This is a genomic window from Streptomyces sp. NPDC001292 (assembly GCF_042896465.1).
In the GTDB taxonomy this organism is placed as follows: Bacteria; Actinomycetota; Actinomycetes; order Streptomycetales; family Streptomycetaceae; genus Streptomyces.
Genome location: NZ_JBIAXG010000017.1, coordinates 119,443 through 141,630 on the forward strand (window position 1 = coordinate 119,443; position 22,188 = coordinate 141,630).

General features: G+C 68.9%; 17 protein-coding genes. 15 read left to right on the forward strand and 2 right to left on the reverse strand.

The annotated features are described in order from the left end of the window. Window positions 1-94 precede the first annotated feature (94 nt). From ACFY4A_RS19835 to gdhA, 8 genes are all read left to right on the forward strand, one after another. Complete coding sequence (locus ACFY4A_RS19835; protein ID WP_390830688.1) at window positions 95-3,994, forward strand: DNA-directed RNA polymerase subunit beta'; 3,900 nt, start codon at window positions 95-97, stop codon at window positions 3,992-3,994. 199 nt (window positions 3,995-4,193) lie between these two features. Next, window positions 4,194-4,661, forward strand: coding sequence for a DUF1707 and DUF4190 domain-containing protein (locus tag ACFY4A_RS19840; RefSeq protein WP_390830689.1), 468 nt, complete (start codon window positions 4,194-4,196; stop codon window positions 4,659-4,661). A gap of 333 nt (window positions 4,662-4,994) precedes the next feature. Then, window positions 4,995-5,366: a 30S ribosomal protein S12 gene (gene rpsL / locus ACFY4A_RS19845; RefSeq protein ID WP_003948652.1), complete on the forward strand. Its 372-nt coding sequence runs from the start codon at window positions 4,995-4,997 to the stop codon at window positions 5,364-5,366. Between the two features lie 2 nt (window positions 5,367-5,368). After that, window positions 5,369-5,839, forward strand: a complete 471-nt coding sequence (gene rpsG / locus ACFY4A_RS19850) for a 30S ribosomal protein S7 (RefSeq protein WP_003998848.1) — start codon at window positions 5,369-5,371, stop codon at window positions 5,837-5,839. A gap of 39 nt (window positions 5,840-5,878) precedes the next feature. Beyond that, window positions 5,879-8,005 (forward strand): elongation factor G, encoded by a 2,127-nt coding sequence (fusA, locus tag ACFY4A_RS19855; RefSeq protein ID WP_390830690.1) that lies wholly within the window; start codon window positions 5,879-5,881, stop codon window positions 8,003-8,005. 173 nt (window positions 8,006-8,178) lie between these two features. After that, the gene (gene tuf, locus ACFY4A_RS19860) at window positions 8,179-9,372 is read left to right on the forward strand and encodes an elongation factor Tu (protein ID WP_390830691.1); all 1,194 of its coding nucleotides are present in this window, start codon (window positions 8,179-8,181) and stop codon (window positions 9,370-9,372) included. 193 nt (window positions 9,373-9,565) lie between these two features. Beyond that, window positions 9,566-10,465, forward strand: a complete 900-nt coding sequence (locus ACFY4A_RS19865; protein ID WP_390830692.1) for a hypothetical protein — start codon at window positions 9,566-9,568, stop codon at window positions 10,463-10,465. Window positions 10,466-10,865: 400 nt separating this feature from the next. Beyond that, the gene (gdhA, locus tag ACFY4A_RS19870) at window positions 10,866-12,224 is read left to right on the forward strand and encodes an NADP-specific glutamate dehydrogenase (RefSeq protein WP_390830693.1); all 1,359 of its coding nucleotides are present in this window, start codon (window positions 10,866-10,868) and stop codon (window positions 12,222-12,224) included. Window positions 12,225-12,402: 178 nt separating this feature from the next. On the opposite strand, the gene ACFY4A_RS19875 is transcribed toward gdhA, so the two are convergent. Beyond that, window positions 12,403-13,758 (reverse strand): M20 family metallopeptidase, encoded by a 1,356-nt coding sequence (locus ACFY4A_RS19875; RefSeq protein ID WP_390830694.1) that lies wholly within the window; start codon window positions 13,756-13,758, stop codon window positions 12,403-12,405. Further along, window positions 13,758-15,119, reverse strand: a complete 1,362-nt coding sequence (locus ACFY4A_RS19880) for an MFS transporter (RefSeq protein WP_390830695.1) — start codon at window positions 15,117-15,119, stop codon at window positions 13,758-13,760. The genes ACFY4A_RS19875 and ACFY4A_RS19880 overlap by 1 nt, the downstream gene beginning before the upstream one ends. A gap of 207 nt (window positions 15,120-15,326) precedes the next feature. On the opposite strand from ACFY4A_RS19880, the gene ACFY4A_RS19885 reads away from it, so the two are divergent. From ACFY4A_RS19885 to rplW, 7 genes are all read left to right on the forward strand, one after another. Then, the gene (locus ACFY4A_RS19885) at window positions 15,327-16,100 is read left to right on the forward strand and encodes a FadR/GntR family transcriptional regulator (RefSeq protein WP_390830696.1); all 774 of its coding nucleotides are present in this window, start codon (window positions 15,327-15,329) and stop codon (window positions 16,098-16,100) included. 87 nt (window positions 16,101-16,187) lie between these two features. Next, complete coding sequence (locus ACFY4A_RS19890; protein WP_390830697.1) at window positions 16,188-17,546, forward strand: pyridoxal phosphate-dependent decarboxylase family protein; 1,359 nt, start codon at window positions 16,188-16,190, stop codon at window positions 17,544-17,546. Between the two features lie 706 nt (window positions 17,547-18,252). Continuing rightward, the gene (locus ACFY4A_RS19895; protein ID WP_390830698.1) at window positions 18,253-19,242 is read left to right on the forward strand and encodes a helix-turn-helix domain-containing protein; all 990 of its coding nucleotides are present in this window, start codon (window positions 18,253-18,255) and stop codon (window positions 19,240-19,242) included. A gap of 884 nt (window positions 19,243-20,126) precedes the next feature. After that, window positions 20,127-20,435: a 30S ribosomal protein S10 gene (gene rpsJ, locus ACFY4A_RS19900; protein WP_003948644.1), complete on the forward strand. Its 309-nt coding sequence runs from the start codon at window positions 20,127-20,129 to the stop codon at window positions 20,433-20,435. Between the two features lie 17 nt (window positions 20,436-20,452). Then, a complete protein-coding gene (gene rplC, locus ACFY4A_RS19905) occupies window positions 20,453-21,097 on the forward strand; it encodes a 50S ribosomal protein L3 (protein WP_100569740.1) in 645 nt (214 codons plus the stop codon). A gap of 8 nt (window positions 21,098-21,105) precedes the next feature. Next, window positions 21,106-21,762 carry a 50S ribosomal protein L4 gene (rplD, locus tag ACFY4A_RS19910; protein ID WP_390830699.1) on the forward strand — a complete coding sequence of 219 codons (657 nt, stop codon included), beginning with the start codon at window positions 21,106-21,108 and terminating at the stop codon, window positions 21,760-21,762. Continuing rightward, window positions 21,762-22,181: a 50S ribosomal protein L23 gene (gene rplW, locus ACFY4A_RS19915; protein WP_030345427.1), complete on the forward strand. Its 420-nt coding sequence runs from the start codon at window positions 21,762-21,764 to the stop codon at window positions 22,179-22,181. The genes rplD and rplW overlap by 1 nt, the downstream gene beginning before the upstream one ends. The last annotated feature ends 7 nt before the right edge of the window (window positions 22,182-22,188 follow it).

The window sequence follows — 22,188 nt, forward strand, 5'->3', positions numbered from 1 at the left end:
GGAGTCCGGGGGGCCTCCTGACCAGGAGGCCCGCCGACCCCCAGGCCCCCGTTTCAGACCACAGACTTACGACCCTGAGAGGGATTGACGCATAGTGCTCGACGTCAACTTCTTCGACGAGCTCCGGATCGGCCTGGCCACCGCTGACGACATCCGTCAGTGGAGCCACGGCGAGGTCAAGAAGCCCGAGACCATCAACTACCGCACCCTCAAGCCGGAAAAGGACGGGCTCTTCTGCGAGAAGATCTTCGGCCCCACCCGGGACTGGGAGTGCTACTGCGGCAAGTACAAGCGCGTCCGCTTCAAGGGCATCATCTGCGAGCGCTGTGGCGTCGAGGTCACGCGCGCCAAGGTGCGCCGTGAGCGGATGGGCCACATCGAGCTGGCCGCGCCCGTCACCCACATCTGGTACTTCAAGGGCGTCCCGTCGCGCCTGGGCTACCTGCTCGACCTGGCCCCGAAGGACCTGGAGAAGGTCATCTACTTCGCGGCGTACATGATCACGTACGTCGACGACGAGCGCCGCACCCGCGACCTGCCGTCGCTGGAGGCCCACGTCTCCGTCGAGCGCCAGCAGATCGAGCAGCGCCGCGACGCCGACCTGGAGGCCCGCGCCAAGAAGCTCGAGGCGGACCTCGCCGAGCTGGAGGCCGAGGGTGCCAAGGCCGACGTGCGCCGCAAGGTGCGCGAGGGTGCCGAGCGTGAGATGAAGCAGCTGCGCGACCGCGCGCAGCGCGAGATCGACCGCCTCGACGAGGTGTGGACCCGGTTCAAGAACCTCAAGGTCCAGGACCTCGAGGGCGACGAGCTGCTCTACCGCGAGCTGCGCGACCGGTTCGGCACGTACTTCGACGGCTCGATGGGTGCCGCGGCGCTGCAGAAGCGCCTGGAGTCCTTCGACCTCGAGGAGGAGGCCGAGAAGCTCCGCGAGATCATCCGCACCGGCAAGGGCCAGAAGAAGACCCGCGCACTGAAGCGCCTGAAGGTCGTCTCCGCGTTCCTGCAGACGTCCAACAGCCCCAAGGGCATGGTCCTGGACTGCGTGCCGGTCATCCCGCCGGACCTGCGTCCGATGGTGCAGCTGGACGGTGGCCGCTTCGCGACCTCCGACCTGAACGACCTGTACCGCCGTGTCATCAACCGCAACAACCGCCTGAAGCGGCTTCTCGACCTCGGCGCGCCCGAGATCATCGTGAACAACGAGAAGCGCATGCTTCAGGAGGCCGTCGACGCGCTCTTCGACAACGGCCGCCGCGGCCGCCCGGTCACGGGCCCCGGCAACCGTCCGCTGAAGTCGCTGTCCGACATGCTCAAGGGCAAGCAGGGCCGCTTCCGTCAGAACCTGCTCGGCAAGCGCGTCGACTACTCGGCCCGTTCCGTGATCGTCGTCGGTCCGCAGCTGAAGCTGCACCAGTGCGGTCTGCCGAAGGCGATGGCGCTGGAGCTGTTCAAGCCGTTCGTGATGAAGCGCCTGGTCGACCTGAACCACGCGCAGAACATCAAGTCGGCCAAGCGCATGGTCGAGCGCGGCCGCACGGTCGTGTACGACGTGCTGGAAGAGGTCATCGCGGAGCACCCGGTTCTGCTGAACCGTGCGCCCACCCTGCACCGCCTCGGCATCCAGGCCTTCGAGCCGCAGCTGGTCGAGGGCAAGGCCATCCAGATCCACCCGCTCGTGTGCACCGCGTTCAACGCGGACTTCGACGGTGACCAGATGGCCGTGCACCTGCCGCTGTCCGCGGAGGCGCAGGCCGAGGCCCGCATCCTGATGCTGTCCTCGAACAACATCCTCAAGCCGGCCGACGGCCGTCCGGTGACGATGCCGACCCAGGACATGGTCCTCGGTCTCTACTTCCTCACCACCGACGCCGAGGGCCGCGAGGCCAAGGGCGAGGAGCGCTCCTTCGCGTCGGTCGCCGAGGCGATCATGGCGTTCGACGCCGGCGAGCTCTCGCTCCAGTCGCGGGTGGACGTCCGCTTCCCGGTGGGCACCATCCCGCCGCGTGGCTGGACCCCGCCGGCCCGCGAGGAGGGCGAGCCGGAGTGGCAGCAGGGTGACTCCTTCCGCCTGAGGACGACCCTGGGCCGCGCGCTCTTCAACGAGCTGCTGCCCGAGGACTACCCGTTCGTCGACTTCGAGGTGGGCAAGAAGCAGCTCTCCGAGATCGTCAACGACCTCGCCGAGCGCTACCCGAAGGTCATCGTGGCGGCCACGCTCGACAACCTGAAGTCGGCCGGCTTCTACTGGGCCACCCGCTCCGGTGTCACCGTCGCCATCTCCGACGTCGTCGTACCCGAGGCGAAGAAGGAGATCGTCCGCGGCTACGAGGCGCAGGACGAGAAGGTCCAGAAGCAGTACGAGCGCGGTCTGATCACGAAGGACGAGCGGACCCAGGAGCTCATCGCGATCTGGACCAAGGCGACCAACGAGGTCGCCGAGGCGATGAACGAGAACTTCCCGAAGACCAACCCGATCTTCATGATGGTTTCCTCGGGCGCCCGAGGAAACATGATGCAGATGCGTCAGATCGCCGGTATGCGCGGTCTGGTGTCGAACGCCAAGAACGAGACCATCCCGCGGCCCATCAAGGCGTCGTTCCGTGAGGGTCTGTCCGTGCTGGAGTACTTCATCTCCACGCACGGTGCCCGTAAGGGTCTGGCCGACACCGCCCTGCGTACCGCCGACTCGGGTTACCTCACCCGTCGTCTGGTCGACGTCTCCCAGGACGTCATCATCCGCGAGGAGGACTGCGGCACCGACCGCGGCCTGCGTCTGCACATCGCCGAGCGGGGCGCCGACGGCGTGCTGCGCAAGGCGGACAACGTCGAGACGTCCGTGTACGCGCGCTGCCTCGCCGAGGACATCGTGGTCGACGGTCAGGTGCTGGCCCCGGCCGGCACCGACCTGGGCGACGTGCTCATCGAGGAGCTCGTCTCCCGCGGCGTGGCGGAGGTCAAGACCCGCTCGGTCCTGACCTGCGAGTCCGCGGTGGGCACCTGCGCCATGTGCTACGGCCGTTCGCTCGCCACCGGCAAGCTGGTCGACATCGGTGAGGCGGTCGGCATCATCGCCGCCCAGTCCATCGGTGAGCCCGGCACCCAGCTGACGATGCGTACCTTCCACACCGGTGGTGTGGCCGGTGACGACATCACCCAGGGTCTGCCGCGTGTCGTCGAGCTCTTCGAGGCCCGTACGCCGAAGGGTGTCGCCCCGATCTCCGAGGCGGCCGGACGCGTCCGGATCGAGGAGACCGAGAAGACCAAGAAGCTCGTCATCACTCCGGACGACGGCAGCGACGAGACGAGCTACCCGATCTCGAAGCGTGCCCGTCTGCTGGTCGGCGAGGGCGACCACGTCGAGGTGGGCCAGAGGCTCACCGTGGGTGCCACCAACCCGCACGACGTGTTGCGCATCCTGGGCCAGCGGGCCGTCCAGGTCCACCTGGTCGGCGAGGTCCAGAAGGTCTACAACTCGCAGGGTGTGTCGATCCACGACAAGCACATCGAGATCATCATCCGGCAGATGCTGCGCCGGGTGACGATCATCGAGTCCGGCGACGCCGAACTGCTGCCCGGCGAACTGGTCGAGCGCTCGAAGTTCGAGCACGAGAACCGTCGTGTGGTCCAGGAGGGCGGTCACCCGGCCTCCGGTCGTCCGCAGCTCATGGGTATCACCAAGGCCTCGCTGGCGACCGAGTCCTGGCTGTCGGCGGCGTCCTTCCAGGAGACGACCAGGGTCCTGACGGACGCGGCGATCAACGCCAAGTCCGACTCCCTGATCGGCCTCAAGGAGAACGTCATCATCGGTAAGCTCATCCCGGCCGGTACGGGCCTGTCCCGCTACCGCAACATCCGGGTCGAGCCGACCGAGGAGGCCAAGGCCGCGATGTACTCGGCCGTGGGTTACGACGACATCGACTACTCGCCGTTCGGCTCCGGCTCCGGCCAGGCCGTTCCGCTGGAGGACTACGACTACGGTCCGTACAACCAGTAGGCGAGCGGCTGCTTGACGCGCTGAAGGGCGGCCATCCCGCAACGGGATGGCCGCCCTTGGCGCATCATGGAGGGACACATGCGGTCCGGGGGAGGTCTCAGTGTCGTATCAACCGTCACACCCGTCATGGCGGCCCATGCAGCCCTGGCAGCGGGGGCAGGGGGTTCCGCAGCCGTGGCAGGGCCAGGGCGCCCCTTCCATGCTCGCTTCCCACGCCGACCGCGAGCGGGCCGTGGACGTGCTCAGGGCGGGCTTCAGCGAGGGCCGCCTGGACGAGCGGGAACTCGACCAGCGCGTCGCACGGGCGTACCAGGCGCGTACGGTCGGGGAGCTGACGCTGCTGGTGGCCGACCTGCCGCAGGGGCCGGCGCCGCTCACCTCGGCGGCTCCTGTCGTGCCGTCCACGTTCCTGCCGGCGGCCCCGCCGCCCACCAATGGCAAGGCCGTCGGCTCCCTGGTCTGCGGGGTGCTCACGCTGATGACGGCCGGTCTGACCGGCCTGCCGGCGGTGGTCCTGGGACACACCGCCCGCGCGGAGATGCGCCGCACCCGGGAGGGCGGTGACGGCCTCGCGCTGGCCGGGCTGGTCCTGGGCTGGCTGTCCGTCGCGGGCTGGGCGGTGTTCCTGGTCGTGCTCGTCATCGCCGGGATCGCGGGGGCGGGATGACGTGCGAGGATTCCGGTGACCGAAGATCACGTTCCGTGGATTCGAAGATCGCCCGAGCGGCCCGGGCTTGACAAGCCCCGCGAGGCGCGGCGGGCAGGGCCCATTTGTTTTGACCACAGCGAATGAGGTAGGTACGCTCAGACCTTGTGCCTGGGGTGTGCCCTGGCTTTCGTGCGTGCCTTCAAACCGCACCGGGAGCCGCTGACGGCCACCGTGATCTGCGCCTCTTTCTGCCTTGCGGTGGGAGTCTGCGGGATTCGACACGCCCGACCGCGTGGGTCGGCGACGTTCCAGGTTAGCTGTACCCATCGGCACACAGAAACCGGAGAAGTAGTGCCTACGATCCAGCAGCTGGTCCGCAAGGGCCGGCAGGACAAGGTCGAGAAGAACAAGACGCCCGCACTCGAGGGTTCGCCCCAGCGCCGCGGCGTCTGCACGCGTGTGTTCACGACCACCCCGAAGAAGCCGAACTCGGCCCTCCGCAAGGTCGCGCGTGTGCGTCTGACCAGCGGCATCGAGGTCACCGCTTACATTCCGGGTGAGGGACACAACCTGCAGGAGCACTCCATCGTGCTCGTGCGCGGCGGCCGTGTGAAGGACCTGCCGGGTGTTCGCTACAAGATCATCCGCGGTTCGCTCGACACCCAGGGTGTCAAGAACCGCAAGCAGGCCCGCAGCCGTTACGGCGCCAAGAAGGAGAAGTAAGAATGCCTCGTAAGGGCCCCGCCCCGAAGCGTCCGGTCATCATCGACCCGGTCTACGGCTCTCCTCTGGTGACCTCCCTGATCAACAAGGTGCTGCTGAACGGCAAGCGCTCCACCGCCGAGCGCATCGTCTACGGCGCCATGGAGGGCCTGCGCGAGAAGACCGGCAACGACCCGGTCATCACGCTGAAGCGCGCTCTGGAGAACATCAAGCCGACCCTCGAGGTCAAGTCCCGCCGTGTCGGTGGCGCCACCTACCAGGTGCCGGTCGAGGTCAAGCCCGGCCGCGCCAACACCCTGGCGCTGCGCTGGCTGGTCGGTTACTCCCGCGCCCGTCGCGAGAAGACCATGACCGAGCGTCTGCTCAACGAGCTCCTCGACGCCTCCAACGGCCTCGGTGCCGCTGTGAAGAAGCGCGAGGACACGCACAAGATGGCCGAGTCCAACAAGGCCTTCGCGCACTACCGCTGGTAGTCGCTACCCCATCGAGAACCGAGAGAAGACTGAAGCCTTATGGCTACCACTTCACTTGACCTGGCCAGGGTCCGCAACATCGGGATCATGGCCCACATCGACGCGGGCAAGACGACCACCACCGAGCGGATCCTGTTCTACACCGGCGTGTCCTACAAGATCGGTGAGACCCACGAGGGTTCCGCCACGATGGACTGGATGGAGCAGGAGCAGGAGCGTGGCATCACGATCACCTCTGCTGCCACCACCTGTCACTGGCCGCTGGACAACGTCGACCACACGATCAACATCATCGACACGCCGGGTCACGTCGACTTCACCGTCGAGGTGGAGCGCTCCCTGCGCGTGCTCGACGGTGCCGTGACGGTGTTCGACGGCGTCGCCGGTGTCGAGCCCCAGTCCGAGACGGTGTGGCGTCAGGCGGACCGCTACGGCGTTCCGCGCATCTGCTTCGTGAACAAGCTCGACCGCACCGGTGCCGAGTTCCACCGCTGCGTCGACATGATCAAGGACCGCCTGGGCGCGCAGCCGCTGGTCATGCAGCTGCCGATCGGTGCCGAGGCCGACTTCAAGGGCGTTGTGGACCTGGTCCGCATGAAGGCGCTCGTGTGGTCCGCCGAGGCCGCCAAGGGCGAGATGTACGACGTCGTCGACATCCCGGCCACGCACACCGAGGCCGCCGAGGAGTGGCACGGCAAGCTGGTCGAGGCCGTCGCGGAGAACGACGAAGAGATCATGGAGCTGTACCTGGAGGGCAACGAGCCCACCGAGGAGCAGCTGCACGCCGCGATCCGTCGTATCACCATCGCGTCCGGCAAGGCCAGCGAGACCACGATCACCCCGGTGTTCTGCGGTACCGCGTTCAAGAACAAGGGCGTTCAGCCCCTGCTCGACGCGGTCGTGCGCTACCTCCCCACGCCGCTCGACGTCGAGGCCATCGAGGGCCACGCCGTGGGCAACGCGGAGGAGATCGTCAAGCGCAAGCCCTCCGACGACGAGCCGCTGGCCGCGCTCGCGTTCAAGATCATGAGCGACCCGCACCTCGGCAAGCTCACCTTCGTCCGGGTCTACTCGGGCCGCCTGGAGTCCGGCACGCAGGTGCTGAACTCGGTCAAGGGCAAGAAGGAGCGCATCGGCAAGATCTACCGCATGCACGCCAACAAGCGTGAGGAGATCCCGTCGGTGGGCGCCGGCGACATCGTCGCCGTCATGGGCCTGAAGCAGACCACCACCGGTGAGACGCTGAGCGACGACAAGGCCCCGGTGATCCTGGAGTCCATGGACTTCCCGGCGCCGGTCATCCAGGTCGCCATCGAGCCCAAGTCGAAGGGCGACCAGGAGAAGCTGGGCGTCGCGATCCAGCGCCTGGCCGAGGAGGACCCGTCCTTCCAGGTTCACTCGGACGAGGAGACCGGCCAGACCATCATCGGCGGTATGGGCGAACTGCACCTCGAGGTGCTGGTCGACCGCATGCGCCGTGAGTTCAAGGTCGAGGCCAACGTCGGCAAGCCGCAGGTGGCGTACCGCGAGACCATCCGCAAGACGGTCGAGCGGGTCGACTACACGCACAAGAAGCAGACTGGTGGTACCGGCCAGTTCGCCAAGGTGCAGATCTCGATCGAGCCGCTCGAGGGTGGCGACACCTCGTACGAGTTCGTGAACAAGGTGACCGGTGGTCGCGTTCCGAAGGAGTACATCCCCTCGGTCGACGCCGGCTGTCAGGAAGCGATGCAGTTCGGCATCCTGGCCGGCTACGAGATGACGGGCGTCCGCGTCACGCTTCTCGACGGTGGCTACCACGAGGTCGACTCCTCCGAACTCGCGTTCAAGATCGCCGGTTCGCAGGCCTTCAAGGAGGCCGCGCGCAAGGCCGGCCCGGTGCTGCTCGAGCCGATGATGGCCGTCGAGGTCACCACGCCCGAGGACTACATGGGCGAGGTCATCGGCGACATCAACTCCCGCCGTGGCCAGATCCAGGCCATGGAGGAGCGGGCGGGCGCCCGTGTCGTGAAGGGCCTCGTGCCCCTCTCGGAGATGTTCGGCTACGTCGGCGACCTCCGCAGCAAGACGTCGGGTCGCGCAAGCTACTCGATGCAGTTCGACTCCTACGCCGAGGTTCCGCGGAACGTCGCCGAGGAGATCATCGCGAAGGCCAAGGGCGAGTAACTCACCCGAGTTCCAGCCTTTAGGCTTGACTCCGGAGCCTCTCGGGGCATTCCGCGGATTCGCGGCCATTCGCCGCACAGTCGGAGGAATGCCCCGGAGATCCGGGCCATCCAGCAAAGATCACCTGGCGCCGATGAGTAAGGCGTACAGAACCACTCCACAGGAGGAACCCAGTGGCGAAGGCGAAGTTCGAGCGGACTAAGCCGCACGTCAACATCGGCACCATCGGTCACATCGACCACGGTAAGACGACCCTCACGGCCGCCATTACCAAGGTGCTGCACGACGCGTACCCGGAGCTGAACGAGGCCACCCCGTTCGACAACATCGACAAGGCGCCCGAAGAGCGCCAGCGTGGTATCACCATCTCCATCTCGCACGTCGAGTACCAGACCGAGGCGCGTCACTACGCCCACGTCGACTGCCCGGGTCACGCGGACTACATCAAGAACATGATCACCGGTGCCGCCCAGATGGACGGCGCGATCCTGGTGGTCGCCGCGACCGACGGCCCGATGCCGCAGACCAAGGAGCACGTGCTCCTGGCCCGCCAGGTCGGCGTGCCGTACATCGTCGTCGCCCTGAACAAGGCCGACATGGTGGACGACGAGGAGATCCTGGAGCTCGTCGAGCTCGAGGTCCGTGAGCTCCTCACCGAGTACGAGTTCCCGGGCGACGACGTCCCGGTCGTCAAGGTCTCCGCGCTGAAGGCCCTCGAGGGCGAGCAGCAGTGGGTCGACTCGGTCCTCAACCTGATGAAGGCCGTCGACGAGTCGATTCCGGAGCCGGAGCGCGACATCGACAAGCCGTTCCTGATGCCGATCGAGGACGTCTTCACCATCACCGGTCGCGGTACGGTCGTCACCGGCCGTATCGAGCGTGGTGTCCTCAAGGTCAACGAGACCGTCGACATCATCGGCATCAAGCAGGAGAAGACCTCCACCACGGTCACCGGCATCGAGATGTTCCGCAAGCTGCTCGACGAGGGCCAGGCCGGTGAGAACGTCGGTCTGCTGCTCCGCGGCATCAAGCGCGAGGACGTCGAGCGCGGCCAGGTCATCATCAAGCCGGGCTCGGTCACCCCGCACACCGAGTTCCAGGCCCAGGCCTACATCCTCTCCAAGGACGAGGGTGGCCGCCACACGCCGTTCTTCAACAACTACCGTCCGCAGTTCTACTTCCGCACGACGGACGTGACCGGCGTGGTGACCCTCCCCGAGGGCACCGAGATGGTCATGCCGGGTGACAACACCGAGATGAAGGTGGAGCTCATCCAGCCCGTCGCCATGGAAGAGGGCCTGAAGTTCGCCATCCGTGAGGGTGGCCGTACCGTGGGCGCCGGCCAGGTCACCAAGATCGTGAAGTAAGCTCACCGGCTTGCTGAAGGGTCTTCCGACCCGGTAGCTCCATCGCGAGCACCACAAGGGCCCGTACGACTCTGTCGTACGGGCCCTTTCGTGTGTCCGCCTGGGTCAAGTCCCTGCCGGAAGCCGTCACCTGATGGCATGAACCGCAGGCATATGTACCCGGATTCAGCCTCTCCGGCCCTACCTTCGGCACATGGTCAGCTCATCCCATGAGGCCCTGCACCGGATCTTCCAGGAGGACCCGGGGCTCTTCGCCCGCGCCGTCAAGGGCCTCGGCGTCCTCTTCGACACTCCGGTGTCGGCGTCTCCGCTTCCCACCGACCTCACCGAGAACCGCCCGGTCGAGCGACGCGTGGACACATTGCTGCGCATGGAAACGACCGACGGCGGCAGCTTCGTTCTCGCGGTCGAGTCCCAGGGCAGACGCGACCCGGACAAGTCGGCGAGCTGGGCCTACTATCTCTCCCACCTGTACGCCAAGTACCGGCTGCCCCCGGTCCTCCTCGTCGTCTGCCCGGACAGGAGCACCGCGGCCTGGGCGGCACGCCAGGTCGACATCGGCCCGCCGCAGTGGCCCTCTCTCACTCTGCGGCCCCTGGTTCTCGGGCCGGACGACCTGCCCGTGATCGACAGCCCGGAGGAGGCGGCCCGCGACATCCCGCTGACCGTCCTGTCCGCAGCGCTGCACCGCCGTGACACTGACGCCGATGCCATACTGAAGGCGCTGGCCACGGCACTGAAGGGCCTGCTGGCCGACGACGAGAACACCGCAGGCATCCTCATCGAGCTCACCGAACAAGGCCTGGGCAAGACACCGGCCGCTGATCTCTGGAGGCACCTCATGGCCGCCGACCTCTCCTTCTTCCAGTCCCAGACAGCTCAGAACCTCCGTGCCGAGGGACGTGCCGAGGGGCGTGCCGAGGACATCCTGTTGTTGTTGGACCGCCGAGGGATCGGGGTTTCCGAGGAGGACCGGGAGCGGATCGTCGGCTGCTCAGATCTCGACACGCTGGGCATCTGGTTCACGCGGGCCATCACGGCGATGTCGACAGCCGAGCTGTTCGCGCCGACCGAGACGGGGTCCGGGGCCTGATATCGAATGCCGGGGCCGCCGACCCCGTCCTGCAACGCCTGCTGATCGACACGGGCGGCCTGCCGGAGACCTGGCGAGGGCTGACCAGTACGGGACTCGCCCCCTGGATCGTCCTGCTGGCCGTGGTCTTGTGCCTCGCGGTCGAACTCCTGCCCCACTGGCCTCTGGCGTAACCCTCCTGAGGCCCTCGCATCAGCCAGCATATCGGAATGTTGATCTCACATCGTGGACTAAAGGCGCTCGGTCACTGGCCACCGGCTTTACACAGGGGTAACACTAAGGAGTCGGCCGTTTCCCGGATGCCCACTCCCGGGTCGGCCGAGTTCCTGCGCGCGGCAACGGCGCCGAGCGTTCATCACCGGCTTCCGCGCCGGTAGTAGCCGTGCCAGAAGGGGACCCTGTGACGACCCGACCCGACACCAAGACCCAGCTCGCCTCCCTGCTCGCCGAGATCGAGCGCCGCAATCCGGCCCAGCCCGAGTTCCACCAGGCCGCTCACGAGGTACTGGAGACGCTGGCGCCGGTGCTCGCGGCTCGGCCGGAGTACGCGGAGGCAGGGCTCGTGGAGCGGTTGTGCGAGCCGGAGCGGCAGATCATCTTCCGGGTGCCGTGGCAGGACGACCACTGCCGGGTGCACGTCAACCGCGGTTTCCGGGTGGAGTTCAACAGCGCGCTGGGCCCGTACAAGGGCGGTCTGCGCTTTCATCCGTCCGTCGACCTGGGCGTCATCAAGTTCCTCGGCTTCGAGCAGATCTTCAAGAACGCGTTGACCGGGCTCGGCATCGGCGGTGGCAAGGGCGGCAGCGACTTCGACCCGCACGGGCGCAGTGACGCGGAGGTCATGCGGTTCTGCCAGTCGTTCATGACGGAGCTGCACCGGCACATCGGCGAGCACACCGACGTGCCGGCCGGTGACATCGGCGTCGGCACCCGCGAGATCGGCTACCTCTTCGGCCAGTACCGGCGGATCACCAACCGCTGGGAGGCCGGTGTGCTCACCGGCAAGGGCCCGCACTGGGGCGGCTCGCTGATCCGGCCGGAGGCCACCGGGTACGGCAACGTGCTGTTCGCGGAGGCGATGCTGCGCGAGCGCGGTGAGGAACTGGAGGGCCAGACGGCGGTCGTCTCCGGCTCCGGGAACGTCGCGATCTACACCATCGAGAAGCTGACCGCCCTCGGTGCGAACCCGCTGACCTGCTCGGACTCCAGCGGGTACGTGGTCGACGAAAAGGGCGTCGACGTGGAGCTGCTGAAGCAGGTCAAGGAGGTCGAGCGCGCCCGTATCAGCGAGTACGCCGAGCGCCGCGGCGCGTCCGCGCGGTTCGTTCCCGGCGGGCGGGTCTGGGAGGTCCCGGGCGATGTCGCGCTGCCGTCGGCGACGCAGAACGAGCTGGGCGAGAAGGACGCGGAGACGCTCATCCGCAATGGGGTGAAGGCCGTGTCCGAGGGGGCGAACATGCCGGCGACGCCCGAGGCCGTGCACCTGTTCCAGCAGGCCGGGGTGGCCTTCGGCCCCGGCAAGGCGGCGAACGCGGGCGGGGTCGCGGTCAGCGCGCTGGAGATGGCGCAGAACCACTCCCGTACGGCGTGGACGGCCGCCCAGGTGGAGCGGGAGCTGGCCCTCATCATGAGCGACATCCACACCACCTGCCACGAGACCGCCGAGCGTTACGGCGCCCCCGGCGACTACGTGACCGGCGCGAACATCGCCGGCTTCGAGCGGGTCGCCGACGCGATGCTGGCCCAGGGCGTCATCTGACGACCCTCCCTCGACCCGCGATCGTCCGGGGTGCCGAGGGGCGGTCGCGGGCGGCAGCCGGACTCAGCGCCTGCGGCCCATCTCGCCGCCGACCTCACGGGCGGGGGCGAGATGGGCCGGCGGGTTCGTCTCCGCGACGTTCCGGCGGCCGGCCCGGTGCCGGTGCCGGGCCCGGCGGTCAGCGGGCGCTGCCCGGTGTGCCCAGCAGTCGTTCGACGTCGAGTGCGCCGCCGGACGCGGTGAACTCGTGGGCCACCTCGGCCCGCAGTTCGGGGTCCGCCAGGAAGTCCGCGGCGGTGCGGGCGAGGGCGGCGGCGCCGTCCAGCACCGTGCGGTCGGCCTCGGCACCCGCCGTCCACGCGGCGAAGTCCGCCGTGTGCAGGGCGGTTCCGGCCGGTGCCACCGACAGCATCGGGTGGATGGCGGGGATCCGTACGCTGATGTTGCCGAGGTCGGTGGATCCGGACCCGGCGTCCGGCGCGGCGCTGCCGGGCAGGACGGTGCGGCCCCGCCCGGTGAGGTGCAGGGCGAACCGGGTCGCCAGGGCCTCGTTGCTGCGCACCGGCATGCAGGGTGGGCAGTCGTCCCAGCGGACGGTGAGCTCGGTCCCGGTCATCGTGGCGGCGCCCTCGAAGACCCGCTGGGCCCGTTCGGAGAGCTCCGCGAGCGCCTCGACGGTGCCGGCCCGCAGATAGAAGTGCGCGGCGGCCCGGTCGGGCACCACGTTGGGGCGGGTCCCGCCGTCGGTGATCACGCCGTGGATCCGGTCGTTGGGCAGGATGTGCTGCCGTAGCGCGGCGATCCCCTGGTACGCGGCGACCACCGCGTCCAGCGCGTTGACGCCCATGAACGGTGTGGCTGAGGCGTGCGCGGCCAGCCCCCGGTACTCCACGACCACCTCCCGCAGGCCCAGGTAGGGCGCGTCCGTCAGGTCGCCGCCGGCGAACGGGTGGATCATGACCGCGGCGTCCACGCCGTCGAACGCCCCGGCGCGGGCCATGGTCTCCTTGCCGGTGCCGTTCTCCTCCGCGGGGGTGCCCAGCAGCACCGCCGTGCCGCCGAGCGCGGCCACCACCCGGGCCAGCGCAAGGAAGGCGCCGACGGCGGACGCGCAGATGATGTTGTGGCCGCAGGCGTGACCGATGCCCGGCAGGGCGTCGTACTCGGCCAGCACCGCCACGGTGGGCCCCTGCCCGGTGCCCGCGGTGGCGCTCAGCGCGGTGGGCAGGCCGTACCCCCCGGTCTCGGCCTCGATGCCGCGCGATCGCAGCAGTTCGGCGATGCGCGCCACCGCGCGGTGCTCCTCGAAGCCGGGCTCCGGGTCCTGGTGGAGGGCGTGGCTCAGAGTGAGCAGGGCCTCCCGGTCCTCGGCGACGGCGGCGTCGATCCGGGCGTGCAGCTCCTGGCCGGCCCCGGGGTACGGGGACTCCCATGCGGGGGCCTGCTCGGCCGCGCGGGCGGCCCTGCGGGCCAGTTCCTCCAGGTGCGCGCGGCCCGCGGTGCTCGCCGCGGGGCCGCCGGCTGCGGCTGACATCACGCCTCCATCAGGGTCGGAGTGGTGGTGTGCTCGGCGTCGGCGGCCTCGACGGGCGACCGGTGCAGCAGGACGCAGGCCACGCTGACCACCGCCATGCCGAGGAAGAGCAGGGCCACCGGCGTCCAGTTGGTGCCGGAGGGGCCGGCCAGCCACTGGGCGAGGGCCGGGGTGGCGCCGCCGCCGACCAGCCCGGCGAGCTGGTAACTGAGGGAGAGCCCGGTGTAGCGGATCCGGGGCGCGAACCACGTGGTGATCATGGTGCCGATGGTCGCGTAGGCCACGGTGCTGGCCAGCATGGCGAGACCCATGCCCGCCCAGAGACCCGGGATGGTGCCGGTGTCGGCGAGCCAGAACATCGGGAACGCCACCAGCAGGTGCGAGAGGAGTCCGATCAGGGTGACCCTGCGTACCCCGAACCGGTCCGCCAGCATCGCCGCGACCGGCGTGAAGACGATCACCACGAGCGAGCAGAAGATGCCGGCGGTGGAGACCTGCGTCTCGTCGAAGTGCAGATGGTCGAGGGCATAGACGGACATGAAGGTGACGATGACGTAGTAGCCGCCCACGGTGACCAGGAAGGCTCCTGAGGCCAGCAGCCAGGTACGCCAAGCGGTGCGGATGACGCCGACCAGGGGGATCTGCTGGGCGGAGCCGTTCTCCTTCTCGGCACGCTTCCGCGCCTCGCTGAACTCCGGGGACTCCTCCAGCTGGCTGCGGATCAGGAGCCCGGTGATCACCAGCAGGCTGGAGAGGAGGAACGGGATCCGCCAGGTCCAGCTGATGAGCGCGTCATGGCCCGGCAGGGAGGCCAGGGCGAAGACGCCGGTGGCCAGGAAGAAGCCGACGCCGTCGCCGATCTGCGGGAACGAGCCGTACAGCGCCCTGCGATTGGGTGGCGCGCTCTCCACCGCGTACAGCACGGCGCCGCCCCACTCGCCGCCGACCGCCAGCGACTGCAGGATGCGGATGACCAGCAGGAGTACGGGTGCGAGGGCGCCGGCGGTGGCGTATCCGGGGAGCAGGCCGATGAGGAAGGTGGAGACGCCCATCAGCAACAGGGAGCCGATCAGCGCCTTCTTGCGTCCGTAGCGGTCGCCGATGTGGCCGAAGAGGGCGGCGCCGATCGGCCGTCCCAGGGAGCCGACGGCCAGGGTGGCGAACGAGCTGAGCACGGCGAGGGCGTGGTTCATCTCGGGGAAGAACAGCTTGGGGAAGACGAGGGCCGCCGCCGTGCTGTAGATGCCGAAGTCGTACCACTCCACGCTGGTGCCGATGAGCGTGGCGGTGGCGATCCGCAGCGGACTGCGGCGCTTGCGTGGACTGTCGGCTCCGGGCGGTCTGCGCAGGGCTGTGCTCATGAACCGGGCTCCTTTGGGAAGGGCGGGCGGCCCGCTGACGTGAGAGGGGTACGAGCGGCGCCCGGCTGGGTGGGAGGTGCACCCGCCAATATGGGTCCGTCCGAACCCATAGCCCGGGACGGTATTGTCGCTGCCGGAAGGGTGTCAATAGGGTCTGAGTCGTTTCCATTTCCTTTGAACGGGGATTTACCCGGGGACGGAGCCGACGTGACGGCCAACGAAAGCCGGACGGGGCAGCCGGTGCTCGCCGAGCAGACCCAGCGCCCCCCGTCCTGGGAAGTGGTCACCGACATCCTGCGCAAGCGCATCGCGCTCGGCGGCTTCGAACCGGGCAGCAGGCTGCCCACCGAGCGCGACCTCGCCACGGCGCTCGGCGTGGGGCGCAACACCGTGCGCCAGGCCGTGCGGCAGCTGGCCGAGGAGGGCCTGGTGGTCACCACCCACGGACGCTCCGGCGGAACCAGAGTACGGTCCGCCTCGTCCGCCGCCGTCCAGGAGCGGGCGGCCGTCGCCGCGGACTTCCGCGCGACCATCCGCGACTACATGGAGTACCGGCAGACCATCGAACCGGCCGCGGCCTCTCTCGCCGCGCTGCGCGGCTCCACCGCCGACCGTCGCGCGCTGGTGCGGATGCTCGACGAGGAGGTCGCCGACCTCGGGGCGTACCACCGGGTCGACTCGCGCTTCCACCTGGCCATCGCCGCCGCCGGGGGCAACGAGGTGCTGTGCGAGGCGGTCGAGCGGGCCCGCACGGAGATGTTCGTCCGGGCCAATTCGCTGTGGCTGGACTCGGACTGGTCCGTGGTCTACCGGGGTGGCCAGGACCTGGCCCAGGTCTTCCGGAACGAGCACCGCGCCATCGCGCTGGCGATCCTGGCCGGTGACGCCGAGGGTGCCGAGGCCCGGATGCGCGAGCACCTGGCGGACTCGTGCAACCAGTTCCTGGCCCTGCTGACGCACTACGAAGAGGGTGGCGACTGAGCCTCTTGTTGACCCGGGGTGCGGTACGGGCTTAGCTTCTGAATGGATCCGATGGGATCCATTTTGTTGGCGTCCCCCGGAGGCACCGTGCACACCCATGACGAAGCGCTCACCAAGGTGGTCATCGATCACGTCCGGCACCGCCTGGCCCTGGACCCGGTGCCGCTGGGCAGGCTCGGCGACGCCGCGGAACTCGAGACCGCCCTCAAGGAGGCCATCGGCAGCGGCCCCGGGGGCGCCGACGACGTGCTGCGCCTGTACGCCGAGCACATCGAGCCCACCGTGGTCTCCTGCGACAGCCCGCGCTTCCTCTCCTTCATCCCCGGCGCCCCCACCAAGGCCGCCGCCCTGTTCGACATGGTGCTTTCGGCCTCCTCCCTGCACGGTGTGTCCTGGCTGGAGGCCTCGGGCGCCATCGCCGCGGAGAACCAGGTGCTCAGGCTGCTCGCCGACCTCGCCGGCCTGCCCGCCCAGGCGGGCGGCTGCTTCGTGAGCGGCGGCTCGGCGGGCAACCTCTCCGGCCTCGTCGTCGCCCGCGACACCGCCCGCACCGCCACCGGTGAACCGGTGGCCCGCCCGCGGATCGCGGTCAGCTCCCAGGCCCATTCCTCGATCAGCAACACGCTGCGCATCATCGGCGCGCAGGCCCTGGTCGTCCCGGCCGACGACCACCGCCTCACCGGTGCGGCCCTGCGCGCCGCGCTCGCCGGCGACCCCTCCGCCGAGAACGTCGTCGCCGTCGTCGCCACGGCCGGCACGACCAACGCCGGAATCATCGACGACCTCTCCGGCATCGCCGAGGTCGCCCGGGAACGCGGCCTCTGGTTCCACATCGACGCGGCCTACGGCGGCGGCGCGCTCTTCTCCCCGGAGCTGCGCGGGAAGTTCACCGGCATCGAGCACGCCGACTCCCTGGTCGTCGACCCGCACAAATGGATGTACGCGCCCTTCGACTGTGGCGCCCTGCTCTACCGAGACCCCGCCCTGGCCCGCGTCGTGCACACCCAGGACGCCTCCTACCTGGACTGCATCCACACGGACGCCCCCCAGGAGTGGAACCCCAGCGACTACGCCTACCACCTCACTCGGCGCCCCCGCGGCCTGCCACTGTGGTTCTCCCTGGCTGTCAACGGCACCGACGCCTACCGTGACGCCGTCGACGCGACCCGCCGCATCGCCCTGGAGTCGGCCGCCCTGATCCGCGCCGCCGACGGCCTCGAACTGATCCGCGACCCCGAACTCTCCGTCGTCCTGTTCCGCCGCACCGGCTGGACCCGGGACGACTACTACACCTGGTCGAAGGAGCTGCTGGAACGCCAGATCGCCTTCGTGACGCCCACCGTCTTTGAAGGCGAGACGGTGGCCCGCTTCGCCTTCCTCCACCCCGACATCACCCTCGACGCGGTCCGCGAGATCCTCGCCACCATGACCGCCCCAGCCAACTGACGACGCCTGGCCGCGGCCATTTGCCCCCCGGCCCGCTGCGGCCCCGGAGGCCCTGCCACCTGCCTCAGTGGGGGAGCGCGGTCGGCGCAGCCGCCGGTCACCCCGACAGCGGCGGCCATCTCCGCCGCCGTGTCCACCGCTCCGTGCGCGGCGAAGCCGGCTGTGAGCAGCGAGTCACGCGCCGACCGGATGATTTCCCGTGTGATCTGCCCGGTCAGCCGGGCGGGCAACGAGGTGCTCATGGGGCCGCTCACCACCGGCTGGACCGGGCGGGGCAGGCCACGGAGCCCCGCGAGTGCCAGGGCGAGCCCGGCGCCGGTCGTGGAGGGGGCCTCGTCGCGCCAGGCGCGGGTGATCTCCTCGACCTGCCGGGCCAGGCCGCCGCCGACTGGGCTGTGGAGAAGCGAGCGAGGAACGGGTCGTCCGGCCCTTCGAGTTCGGCGAGGACGTGTTCCCCCAGGCGGTGAGCCGGTCCTCCGGCGGACGGTCGTACAGGGTGGTCAGCAGGTGTGGGAGGCGGCCGCGGCGACGGCACCGCTGCGGCGCAACGTCTCTCCCGCCAGTCCCGGCAGTTGCCCGGGTGACCTCGATTCCGGCGTGCATACTGGCGGAGCTGGGGAAGATCAATGCGGGGTCGCACGCCCATGATCCGTCACAGACAGTCATGGCTCTGGCCCACGGTCATGGTTTTCGGCAGGGGGCGTTCATGGGGATGGTCACGGAGGTCCGGACGAGCTGCCTGCCGGCGGCGGAGCGGTTCGACCACTGGTGCAGTCTGACGACCGACACGCTCATCCCGAACCTGCTGTCGAGCGACCACGCGGCGAACTTCCGGGCGGAACTGCGGCTGGTGGACCTCGGGGCGGTGCAGGTCTCGAAACTGCGGTACCCGCCGCTGGAAACCCGGCGGACCGCGAAGCTGATCCGGAGGTCCGACCCCGAGAGCTACCAGGTCATGCTCAACCTGCGCGGAGGCCACAGACTCGTCCAGGGCGGACGCGACGTGGCCGGCACCGCGGGAGAGCTGATGCTCTACGACACCTCGCGGCCCTGGCAGGGCGACGCCTGCTCCGACCGCGGACACATCAGCGGCATCATGGTGCAACTGCCCCGGACGCTGCTTCCCCTGCCGTACGAGAGAGTCCTCTCCCTCACCGCCGCGCGCATACCCGCCGACGACGGCGTCGCGGCACTACTGGCCGGGTTCCTGAGACAGATGACGGCGAATGCTCATTCCTACACCCTGGCAGACGCCGGGCGGCTCGCCGCCATCACGGTCGATCTGCTGGCTGCCGTCTGCGCCCATCACCTGGAGGCGGAACAGCAACTGCAGCCCGAGACCCACCACCACTCTCTGATCCTGCGGATCCGCGCCTTCATCGAGCAGCACCTCGCCGACCCGGGGCTGACTCCGGAAGCGGTCGCGGCCGCCCACCACATCTCCACCCGCCACCTGCACCGCGTCTTCCAGGCTCAAGGCCTGACGGTCGCCGGCTGGATACGCCGGCGCCGACTGGAGAACTGCCACCGCGACCTGTCCGAACCCCACAACGAGCACCGCCCTGTCTGGGCGGTCGCCGCCGACTGGGGCTTCGTCGACAAGGCCCATTTCAGCCGCCTCTTCCGCGCCGCCTACGGCATCACCCCGCGCGACCTGCGGCACCTCGCCCGGGACCTGCGGAGCAGGAACTCATAGGCAACAGCACGGCGCCGAAAGACAACAACCGGACTGGGTCGGCGGGAACGCCGGCAGTGGGACCGCCGGCGAGACCCTGTACTGCACATACTTCGGCGTGGCCACACCTTCGGCCTGAAGCGCGACGGGGACGGCAACCACCAGTTCCTCGACGGTGACGGCACCTGGCGGAAGGCTGGTTACGACTACCGGTCCTGCAGCTGGCCTCGGACGGGCACCGACTGCCGGCGCACACGAAACTTGTCGATGCGCTCGGCGTCCCGGAGCATTCCATCGACCCCGCCGCCCTTCGGCGCCCGGGCCCCCCGGCCGTCTCCCCGGTGCCGTTCGCATCGGCTGCCGTCATCCTGTCCCCGTGTCGGTGTGAGCGTGTTCCGTCGCCGCCCGACCCTGGGGCCTCTCGTTTGGATCATGCCGGGCTCGCGGGCCTGATCCGGCCTGATCCAAACGAAAGCCCCTGGCCGGGCCGCCCCTGGTTTGACCTGCGTCACCCCCGGGGTAATATCCCCGGCTCGATTGGCCAGGCCCCCGCCCACTGTGGCAGACTGTCCGAGTTGCTCGGTCGAGCGTTGATGCCGCGCGCCTCCCGCCGGGAGGACCGGAAGCGAGTCCCACGGTACTCGTCGCCCTAACTGCCTCACGGCAGCGCTGGGGCGGACGTACGGGAATCTTCCGGGAAGCGTGGGTGCGACACCGACCAGGCACCCGGTGGGCCTTCGCCCCCGGCTCGCGGTACCGGTAGGGCCGTGTGCAATCCCGAAGGATGTTCGAACAAGGGGCATCCATGTCAGCGGGAGCGCGACACGCCCGACCGCGTGGGTCGGAGAGGGCCGAGGGGACACCGGGTTCCGGAGCGTATAGAGAGACAGGACTACGGAGTAGCCATGGCGGGACAGAAGATCCGCATCCGGCTCAAGGCCTACGACCACGAGGTCATCGACTCCTCGGCGAAGAAGATCGTCGAGACGGTGACCCGTACTGGTGCGTCGGTCGCGGGCCCGGTGCCGCTGCCCACTGAGAAGAACGTGTACTGCGTCATCAAGTCGCCGCACAAGTACAAGGACTCGCGCGAGCACTTCGAGATGCGCACGCACAAGCGCCTGATCGACATCCTCGACCCGACCCCCAAGACCGTTGACTCTCTGATGCGACTCGACCTCCCGGCCGGTGTCGACATCGAGATCAAGCTCTGAGGCCGGTGATCTGAGAGATGACCAAGCAGATCAAGGGCATCCTGGGTGAGAAGCTCGGCATGACGCAGGTCTGGGACGAGAACAACCGTGTCGTCCCGGTGACCGTCGTCAAGGCCGGCCCCAACGTCGTCACCCAGGTTCGTACGAACGACGTCGACGGCTACGAGTCGGTCCAGATCGCCTTCGGCGAGATCGACCCGCGCAAGGTGAACAAGCCCCTCAAGGGCCACTTCGCGAAGGCCGACGTCACCCCCCGTCGTCACCTCGTCGAGATCCGCACCGCGGACGCCGCCGAGTACACCCTCGGCCAGCAGATCACCGCCGAGGTGTTCGAGGCCGGCGTGAAGGTCGACGTCACCGGCAAGAGCAAGGGCAAGGGCTTCGCCGGTGTCATGAAGCGCCACAACTTCCGTGGCCTCGGCGCCGGGCACGGCACCCAGCGCAAGCACCGCTCGCCCGGTTCCATCGGCGGCTGCGCCACCCCGGGCCGTGTGTTCAAGGGCCTCCGCATGGCGGGTCGCATGGGCAACGAGCGGGTCACCACCCAGAACCTGACCGTCCACGCCGTTGACGCGGAGAAGGGTCTGCTGCTCATCAAGGGCGCGGTTCCCGGTCCGAACGGCGGCCTCGTCCTGGTCCGCACCGCGGCCAAGGGGGCCTGAGGTAACCGATGAGCACTGTTGACATCCTTTCGCCGGCGGGCGAGAAGGCCGGTACCGTCGAGCTCCCCGCGGAGATCTTCGGCGTTGAGAAGGTCAGCGTCCCGCTGATCCACCAGGTCGTCGTCGCGCAGCTGGCCGCGGCCCGTCAGGGCACGCACAAGACCAAGACCCGTGGCGAGGTCCGCGGTGGTGGCAAGAAGCCGTACCGCCAGAAGGGCACCGGTCGCGCCCGTCAGGGTTCGACCCGTGCGCCGCAGTTCGCCGGTGGTGGCGTCGTCCACGGCCCGCAGCCGCGTGACTACTCCCAGCGGACCCCGAAGAAGATGAAGGCCGCGGCCCTGCGCCACGCCCTCACCGACCGGGCCCGCCACGACCGCATCCACGTCGTCACCGGCGTGGTCGAGGGTGAGACCGCCTCCACCAAGGCCGCCCGGACGCTGTTCGGCAAGATCTCGGAGCGCAAGAACCTGCTCCTGGTCGTCGACCGCGCCGACGAGGCCGCGTGGCTGTCCGCCCGCAACCTGCCCCAGGTCCACATCCTGGAGCCGGGCCAGCTGAACACGTACGACGTTCTCGTCTCGGACGACGTGGTCTTCACCAAGGCCGCTTTCGAGTCCTTCGTCGCCGGCCCGCAGGCCAACGACACCGAAGGGAGCGAGGTCTGATGGCCATCCGTCACCCCGCTATCGCCTCGAAGGCCGCCAAGGCCGCCAAGGCCGCGCGCGTCGCCAAGGCGCGTCGCCACGCCACCGAGGGCAAGAACACCGTCGAGACCCCGCTGAGCAAGTCGTACACGGACCCCCGTGACGTCCTGCTGAAGCCGGTCGTCTCGGAGAAGAGCTACGCGCTCCTCGACGAGAACAAGTACACGTTCATCGTCGACCCGAACGCCAACAAGACCCAGATCAAGCAGGCCGTCCAGGCGGTCTTCGACGTCAAGGTCACCGGGGTCAACACGATCAACCGCCAGGGCAAGCGCAAGCGGACCAGGACCGGTTTCGGTCAGCGTGCCGCCACCAAGCGAGCGATCGTGACCCTCGCCGAGGGCGACCGTATCGACATCTTCGGCGGTCCGACCGCCTGAGGGCGGT